We start from the raw sequence: 8,167 nt of genomic DNA on the forward strand, positions 1-8,167 counted from the left end.
TCGATTAATGTACCACAGAAATCTTTCGGATGAAGAAACAAAACGGATTTTCCATGCGCGCCAATTTTGGGTTCGCTTCTGCCAAGAATACGCATACCATTATTTAGTAATTGATCACGTGCCGCCATTATATCGCTGACTTCATAACAGATATGATGCATTCCACCAGAGGCGTTTTTACTTAAATAAGACGTAATCGGTGAATTTTCGCCAATTGGAAAAAGAAGTTCAACTTTCGTATTCTCAAGTTCTACAAATGCAACTCTCACACCATGCTCTGGCAAATCTTGCGGTTCTGTAACTTCTGCACCAAGAACATTTCGGTACATTGAAATAGCGTCCTCTAAATTTGGAACAGCAATAGCAATATGATTTAATTTTTCAATCACTTTAATTAATCCTACTAAGTGTTACTTTTGTAACGGGCCCTGTTTCCTTACCAGAAAAACGTTTTGAGGCTTTCCTAGCTGTGGCTCTTACAATTTCTTTAAGTACATCATCATCTTGTAAATGTTTTCTACTCGCAATATCAAGAGCTTCGTGAATTTTATCATCAATAAAGTTGATTAATCCCTTATCCGCATCATTAGGGATACCCAAAGCCGTTATTTCTACCGGCGCAAGTAAAAAACCATCATCATTAAGAGTTAAATGTATAATTAATGCACCATTATGCATGATACGGCGTCTTTCTACGATGCCTATATCATCATTCTCAACCAGCAAGCCTCCATCTAAAGCAAGCCTTCCATGATGTACTTCATTTATAACACTCGCAGGTCCTGGTGCTAATTTAATCACGAAACCATTTTTCGGAACAATCGTTTTTTTATATCCTAGACTTTCCGCGAACTGTGCCTGTTTTAGTAAATGAACATTCTCTCCGTGTGTTGGAACAACTATTTCCGGCCTAATCCATTCATACATCTGCTTAAGTTCATCTTGTCCAGGGTGTCCTGAAACATGTACTTTGGCATCTTTTTCGGAAATAATTTCAGCGCCCTTTTCTGCAATGAAATTATAAGCGCGATAAATAGACCTTTCATTACCCGGAATAACCTTTGAAGAAAAGACAACCGTATCTTTCTTAGTGATATGAATGTGTCTATGGTTATCAAGGACTATTCGCATTAAGGCGGCACGCGCCTCTCCTTGGCATCCGGTCATGACATATAATATTTTATGGCGTGGGATATGTGCTGCGTCTTCTTCGTGCATAATGGGCGGCAAATCTTTTAAATAACCACATTCTTTAGCGGCGGCGACATTACGTTGCATTGAACGACCAACCAAGCATAAGTGACGATCTGTTTCTTTAGCCACTGCACCTAATGTCGCCACGCGGGCTACATTTGATGAAAATGTTGTGCAAAGAACGGCCCCTTTTTTCTCTTTTACCAGTTCAATTAAATTTTTACGAACTTCAAGCTCAGAACCTGACGGTTTTTTATTAAATACATTGGTTGAATCGCAGACAATAGCAAGAACGCCTTCATCACCGATCTCTTTTAAACGTTTACTGTTCGTCGCTTCACCAACAAGCGGATCAGGATCAATTTTCCAATCCCCTGTATGAAATATTGTTCCTAAAGGCGTCTTAATATTAACAGCATTCGGTTCTGGAATAGAATGGGTCAAGGTGACATATTCAAGATCAAAATCACCAAGTTTAAAACGTCCGCCAAGCGGGATTTCATTTATCGTGACTTCCCCAAGAAGTCCTGCTTCCGTAAATTTAGACTTTAGTATTTTCGCAGTAAACGGCGTAGCAAAAATTGGACACTGAAAACGGGGCCATAAATGCACAACTGCACCGATATGATCTTCATGTGCATGTGTGAGCACTAATCCTAAAAGGTCATCTTTTATGCCATCAACAAATTCCACATCCGGCATAATCAAATCAATACCCGGCAAATAATCATCTGCAAAAGAAATACCACAGTCCAGCATAACCCACTGATTATCATAAGAATAAAGATTGAGGTTCATTCCTATTTCGCCGGAACCGCCGAGCGGAAGGTATAATAATTGTTTATAATCGTTAGTCATTAATTTTGATTTGCCCAATAAATTTCAAACAAACCATATGTCGTGAGTTCCTGATCAACTAATTCAATAACATCTGTTGCTTCATTAAATAGCGGCGCTAATCCACCAGTGGCTAAAACCTTCATGGGCTGTCCGAACTCTGCAAAAATTCGTGTCACCATACCTTCGATCATTGATAAGTAACCATAAAATATACCCGATTGAATAGCAGAAATTGTGCTGTTACCTATTACCTTATCAGGTTTTTCAACGGCCACTCGCGGTAATTTCGCCGCCGCCATGCTTAAGGCTTCGACGGATAAGTTAACCCCTGGGGATATAACACCGCCATAATAATCACCATTTTCATCAATAACGTCAAAAGTCGTCGCCGTACCAAAATCGATAATGACCATAGGGCCGCTATATCTCTTATGCGCGGCAACTGCGTTTACCAAACGGTCTGCTCCTACTTCCGCAGGGTTTGGCAATTTTACTTTAACATTTAAATTCACATTATCTTCGCCGATAACTAGTGCTGTACAGTTAAAATAACGGCGACATAAAAGTTGTAACGGAAATAATGTTTGTGGAACAACTGTCGCTATAATAGCGCCAGTGATATCAGTGGCTTCTAAATTTTCAAAATTCATTAACTGCGAAAGCCAGACCATGTATTCATCGGCCGTTCGGCTATCCGCACTAGAAATACGCCACTTATGAATTATTTTCTCTTCGTCATGAAGTGCAAAAACAATATTTGTATTACCTGCGTCAATTGCTAACAGCATCTTACTTCTCTTCTCTTTGATCGGCAAAAAAGACATCGCCTGAATGTATAAGTCTCATTTCACCATTCATGTCTAACATTAGCGCGCCATTCGCGTCTAGGTCAACAAATCGTCCATTTAATTCTTCATTTGGCAAACGTACAATAATGTTTTCACCTTTACCTTTTGCCTTATTAAGCCATTCCTGGCGAATAATAGAAAAACCATTTTTCTGCCAGTTATTTAACCAATACGCCATTTTTTCTACAAGTACATTAAAAACTTCTTCGGCATTTATATTTATTCTTGAATTCTCATTGATATGGGTTGTTGGATATAATGGTTTTTCAGGGTGGTGTTCAATATTTATACCAATCCCAATGATCATTAAATTTTCTGTATTTTGCCCCGAATATGTTTCAAGTAAAATTCCAGATATTTTATTACCATTAACAAGCACATCATTTGGCCATTTACATTTTACATTTTCCGCTTCAACGAATGCGCCAACCGTTTCACAAACGGCTAATGAAGTTACAAAAGAAAGCTGCGCAGAATGGCATAGGCTTTTTTTTGTATCAAATATCAACGAACTAAAAAGATTACCTGGCTTTGAAACCCATTCCCGTCCACCACGACCGCGGCCTAATAATTGTTCCGTCGCGGTCAACCATAGACCACTTTTTGCGCCCTTCTCTAGTTGGCGCACAGCTTCTTTGTTGGTGCTGTCTATAGACAAAAATGCCTGATGATCAAAACCATCAGGCATTTCAGAATTTTCTTTTTCAGGCATCAGTTTAATCTTGAGATAATTTCTGTGCAGCCGCCTCGGCACTATTAAGTACAGGACTTGAAATTTGCGGGATTATAAACGCAAGAACAAGAACAGCTGAAAGTGTCGCAATAATTTTCATTGGATATGATTTTTGCTCAACAAATTCTTCTGCCGGCGCATCAAAATACATAAGTTTCACAATTCTAAGGTAATAGTATGCACCAACAACACTTGCCAGAACCCCAATCGTCGCAAGTATAAAGAGCCCTGCATTAACGATAGGTACAATCACATACCATTTAGCAAAGAAACCCGCGAGCGGCGGAATGCCTGCAAGTGAGAACATAAAGATACTTAATGCGAGTGCCATTGCAGGATGATTTTGGCCCAAACCGGACAGATCATTAATATCTTCTACCATTCCATCTTCTTTGCGGCGCATTGACATGATGCAAACAAAAGTACCAACATTCATAACAAGGTAAATCGCCATATAAATCATTACGCCACGAAGACCTTCTGCATTACCAGCAACAAGTCCTAGAAGTGCAAAACCGATGTGACCAATGGAGCTATATGCCATCAGACGTTTAATATTTGTTTGCATTATCGCAGCAAAAGAACCAAGTATCATTGATGCTACAGACATAAAGATTATCACTTGCTGCCAAGAACCACTCATATCCGCAAACGGCACATAGAGCGTACGCGCAAGAAGAGCAAGAGCGGCAACTTTTGGTGCTACGGCAAAGAACGCTGTAACGGGAGTTTGTGATCCTTCATATACATCAGGCGTCCACATATGAAACGGAACTGCTGAAACCTTAAAGGCCAGCCCCGCAAGTACAAATACCAATCCAACGACCGCACCAACTGGGGCTTGATCAAGATTAGATATTGCAGAAGCAATTGAAGAAAAGTTTGTACTACCAATAAAGCCATAAACAAGTGAACAGCCGTAAAGGAGGATACCCGATGAGAGTGCACCCAGAACAAAATATTTTAGTCCTGCTTCCGTAGAACGTTCACTATCGCGTTTAAAGGCCGCGAGTACATAAAGCGCTAAACTCTGTAGCTCAATCCCCATATAAAGTGTCATAAGATCGTTAGCACTTACCATAACCATCATACCAATGGTTGATAAAACCAAAAGAACCGGAAATTCAAATCGATCGTCGCCTTCAAGTTTGAAAAACTCACGCGACATAATCACAGCAAGAGCACTGGCAACCAACACCAGTATTTTCATAAATGTAGTAAACCCGTCAGCAACAAACATATTATTGAATGTAAATGCTTGTTCCCCGCTAATTGAAACAGTTAAAAATAGCGTAATCGCCATAAAGACAACAGCGAGCCAACTTACCATGTTCACGCTGTCTTTTTTAAACACGCCAACCATCAACAATGCCATCGCGCCAACACTTAAGAAGATTTCACCGTATGCAATTGCAAGATTAGGAAATAGTTCAGTCATCATTTTTCTCCTAATGCCCAGTCACTGCTTGAGCAGCGTCTTCAATGGTTTCAATTGTTGCATGATAAGCCGCCATAGATGCTTCATGTTGTGCCGTTAAGTTTTCAACGGATACATGAATAAAATCAAGGAATGTTGTCGGGTAAACACCCATCCATAAAGTAAAGATAACAAGTGGCGTAAAGATTAGAATTTCACGTTTATCAAGATCAAGCATGTCTTTAAGATCATCTTTGGTCAATTCGCCGAACACGACACGGCGATATAGATAAAGCATATAAGCGGCGCCCAAAATCACACCTGTTAAGGCTATTGCGGCAGTCCAAGTGCTGACTTTAAAGATACCAACCAGGACAAGAACCTCACCAACGAAGTTTGCAGTTCCCGGAAGTCCAACCGACGCCATCGTAAAGAACATAAAGACAAGAGCATAACGTGGCATAATATTCACAAGACCACCATAACGATCAATATCACGCGTATGCAAGCGGTCATAAACCACAGCTACACAAAGGAAGAGCGCAGAAGCCACAAACCCGTGAGCGAGCATCACAATAATCGATCCTTCGATGCCTTGTACGTTAAACGCAAAGATACCAATGGTTACAAAACCCATATGCGCAACCGATGAATACGCGATCAACTTTTTCATATCCGTCTGACGTAGCGCTACAAGTGACGTATACACAATTGCTACACAGCTTAATGTGTAGATTAGCCATGCGAGCTCCATAGAAGCAATTGGGAACATCGGCAACGAAAACCTTAAGAAGCCATACCCACCCATTTTAAGTAAGATACCCGCCAATATTACAGAACCGGCGGTTGGTGCTTGCACGTGAGCATCAGGCAGCCACGTATGAACTGGCCACATTGGCATTTTTACCGCAAAGGACGCAAAGAACGCAAGGAACAACCATATTTGCGCATTTGGCGCAAAATCAGTTTGCATTAATGTCGGAATGTCTGTCGTACCCGCCACACCATACATATAAAGCATCGCAACAAGCATCAGTACAGAGCCAAGAAGTGTATATAAAAAGAGCTTATAAGCCGCATAAACACGATTATCACCGCCCCATACACCAATGATTAAGAACATTGGGATTAGGCCAGCTTCAAAGAATACATAGAACATGACAAGATCAAGTGAACAGAAGACGCCGATCATGAAACATTCAAGAAGCAAGAACGCAATCATATATTCTTTAACGCGAGTTTTAATGGTATCCCATCCACATAGAATACAAATTGGCATAATAAATGTCGTTAGCAGTACAAATAACACTGAAATACCATCAATGCCCATTTTATACTGTATGCCACCACCAAGCCAATCAGCCTGTTCAATAAATTGGAAATCAGCCGTTGTTTTATCAAAGCTAAACCATAGAACGAGCGAGAATAAGAATGTAGCAACAGTCGAAAGAAGAGCTGCATTTCTGGCGTTACGTTCAACGATTTCTTTTTCGCCTTTAATGCTTAGGATAATAAGAACCCCTAAAAGCGGCAAGAATGTAATAGCGGAAAGTATTGGGAAATGTTCCATTTTACAGCCCTCCCATCACAAAGAATGTTACCAAGGCCGAAAGTCCAATCAGCATCACGAAAGCATAATGATATAAATAACCAGTTTGAAATTGTTTAAATTTCTGCGCAACCCGCACAACCGCAGCCGAAACACCATCTGGCCCATAACGGTCAATGATATTTTCATCGCCGCGTTTCCAGAAAATCATCCCTAACTTCATCGCTGGCTTAACAAAAATAATGTCGTATAATTCATCAAAATACCATTTGTTAAAAGAAAGCGCATGCGCAAAGCGAAATGTTGAAGTAAATTTACCCGGCATGCTTGGCTCTTTTACATAGAAATACCAAGCAGTGGCAAAACCAACTACCATTGCTATAAACGGTGAAGCTATAACCCAAGTAGGAACATGATGCGCAGCTTCCATAACATTGTCGCCAATCAGGAACAATGCACCAGCCCAAAATTCTTCGTAGTTATGGCCGACAAAATATTCTTTAAAGACAAAGCCAGATAATAAAGCTCCAAGCGCAAGTACATAAAGCGGGATAAGCATTACTTGCGGACTTTCATGAACATGGTCTTGGACTTCTTTGCTTGCACGGCTTTCACCGAAGAATGTCATGAACACAAGGCGCCATGAATAGAATGATGTCATCAGCGCCGCTGCAACACCAAGGCCAAAGGCATAAGTCCCTACACCGCTATGCGCAGCAAAGGCACTTTCAATAATCATATCTTTTGAATAGTAACCCGCAAGGAATGGGAAACCAGTAAGCGCAAGTGTACCAATTGTCATCATCCAAAACGTCACAGGAATTTGTTTTCTTAAGCCGCCCATATTGCGCATATCTTGTTCATCGGAACTTGCATGGATCACGGAACCAGATCCAAGGAAAAGTAGTGCTTTAAAGAATGCATGTGTAAATAAATGGAACACGGCAGCACCATATGCACTAACGCCCAAGGCAAAGAACATATATCCAAGCTGAGAACATGTTGAATAGGCAATCACACGTTTAATATCAAATTGTGACATACCCACTGTCGCCGCAAAGAATGCGGTTGAGGCACCAATAACCGCAACCACTGCCAAGGCATCAGGAGAATATTCAAACAACGGAGAACAACGTGCCACCATAAAGACGCCAGCAGTTACCATTGTCGCCGCGTGAATAAGGGCTGATACTGGTGTAGGCCCCTCCATCGCGTCCGGTAACCAAGTATGAAGACCGAGTTGCGCAGATTTACCCATTGCCCCAATAAAGAGCAACAGACATATCGTCGTGAGTAGATCAAGTTCCATACCAAGGAAATGGATTGTCTTATCAACATGATCGCCAACACTTGCGAATACTACCGCAAAATCTGCACTTCCGAATGTCATAAAGATTGCAAAAATACCAAGGGCGAAGCCAAAATCACCAACCCGGTTTACAACAAACGCTTTAATCGCCGCTGCGCAGGCAGAAGGTTTCTTATACCAAAATCCAATAAGAAGGTATGACGCAAGGCCAACTCCTTCCCAGCCAAAGAACATTTGCACAAAATTATCTGATGTAATCAGCATAAGCATCGCGAAT

7 protein-coding genes are annotated in these 8,167 nt (G+C 41.0%); all 7 read right to left on the reverse strand.

What is annotated here, in order from left to right:
* Positions 1-389, reverse strand: a 389-nt coding sequence (gene mce, locus ACTF6W_RS10905) for a methylmalonyl-CoA epimerase (RefSeq protein ID WP_438994574.1), incomplete at its 3' end; no start/stop codon positions are given.
* A 1-nt stretch (position 390) separates the two neighbouring features.
* Entirely contained in the window at positions 391-2,052 is a 1,662-nt protein-coding gene (locus ACTF6W_RS10910) for a ribonuclease J (protein WP_438994575.1), read from the reverse strand.
* Positions 2,052-2,822, reverse strand: a complete 771-nt coding sequence (locus ACTF6W_RS10915; RefSeq protein WP_438994576.1) for a type III pantothenate kinase — start codon at positions 2,820-2,822, stop codon at positions 2,052-2,054. The genes ACTF6W_RS10910 and ACTF6W_RS10915 overlap by 1 nt, the downstream gene beginning before the upstream one ends.
* Position 2,823: 1 nt before the next feature.
* A complete protein-coding gene (locus ACTF6W_RS10920) occupies positions 2,824-3,594 on the reverse strand; it encodes a biotin--[acetyl-CoA-carboxylase] ligase (RefSeq protein ID WP_438994577.1) in 771 nt (256 codons plus the stop codon).
* A 4-nt stretch (positions 3,595-3,598) separates the two neighbouring features.
* A complete protein-coding gene (nuoN, locus tag ACTF6W_RS10925; protein WP_438994578.1) occupies positions 3,599-5,053 on the reverse strand; it encodes an NADH-quinone oxidoreductase subunit NuoN in 1,455 nt (484 codons plus the stop codon).
* 10 nt (positions 5,054-5,063) lie between these two features.
* Positions 5,064-6,602, reverse strand: a complete 1,539-nt coding sequence (locus tag ACTF6W_RS10930; RefSeq protein ID WP_438994579.1) for an NADH-quinone oxidoreductase subunit M — start codon at positions 6,600-6,602, stop codon at positions 5,064-5,066.
* Position 6,603: 1 nt separating this feature from the next.
* Positions 6,604-8,167: NADH-quinone oxidoreductase subunit L (gene nuoL, locus ACTF6W_RS10935; protein WP_438994580.1), on the reverse strand; the 1,564-nt coding region annotated here is incomplete at its 5' end.

The organism is Pseudemcibacter sp., assembly GCF_965661635.1.
In the GTDB taxonomy this organism is placed as follows: domain Bacteria; phylum Pseudomonadota; class Alphaproteobacteria; order Sphingomonadales; family Emcibacteraceae; genus Pseudemcibacter.

Coding starts and splice junctions, on each gene's coding strand:
- ACTF6W_RS10910 (WP_438994575.1), bottom strand. CDS start 2,052: ATGACTAACGATTATAAACAATTATTATACCTTCCGCTCGGCGGTTCC.
- ACTF6W_RS10915 (WP_438994576.1), bottom strand. CDS start 2,822: ATGCTGTTAGCAATTGACGCAGGTAATACAAATATTGTTTTTGCACTT.
- ACTF6W_RS10920 (WP_438994577.1), bottom strand. CDS start 3,594: ATGCCTGAAAAAGAAAATTCTGAAATGCCTGATGGTTTTGATCATCAG.
- nuoN (WP_438994578.1), bottom strand. CDS start 5,053: ATGACTGAACTATTTCCTAATCTTGCAATTGCATACGGTGAAATCTTC.
- ACTF6W_RS10930 (WP_438994579.1), bottom strand. CDS start 6,602: ATGGAACATTTCCCAATACTTTCCGCTATTACATTCTTGCCGCTTTTA.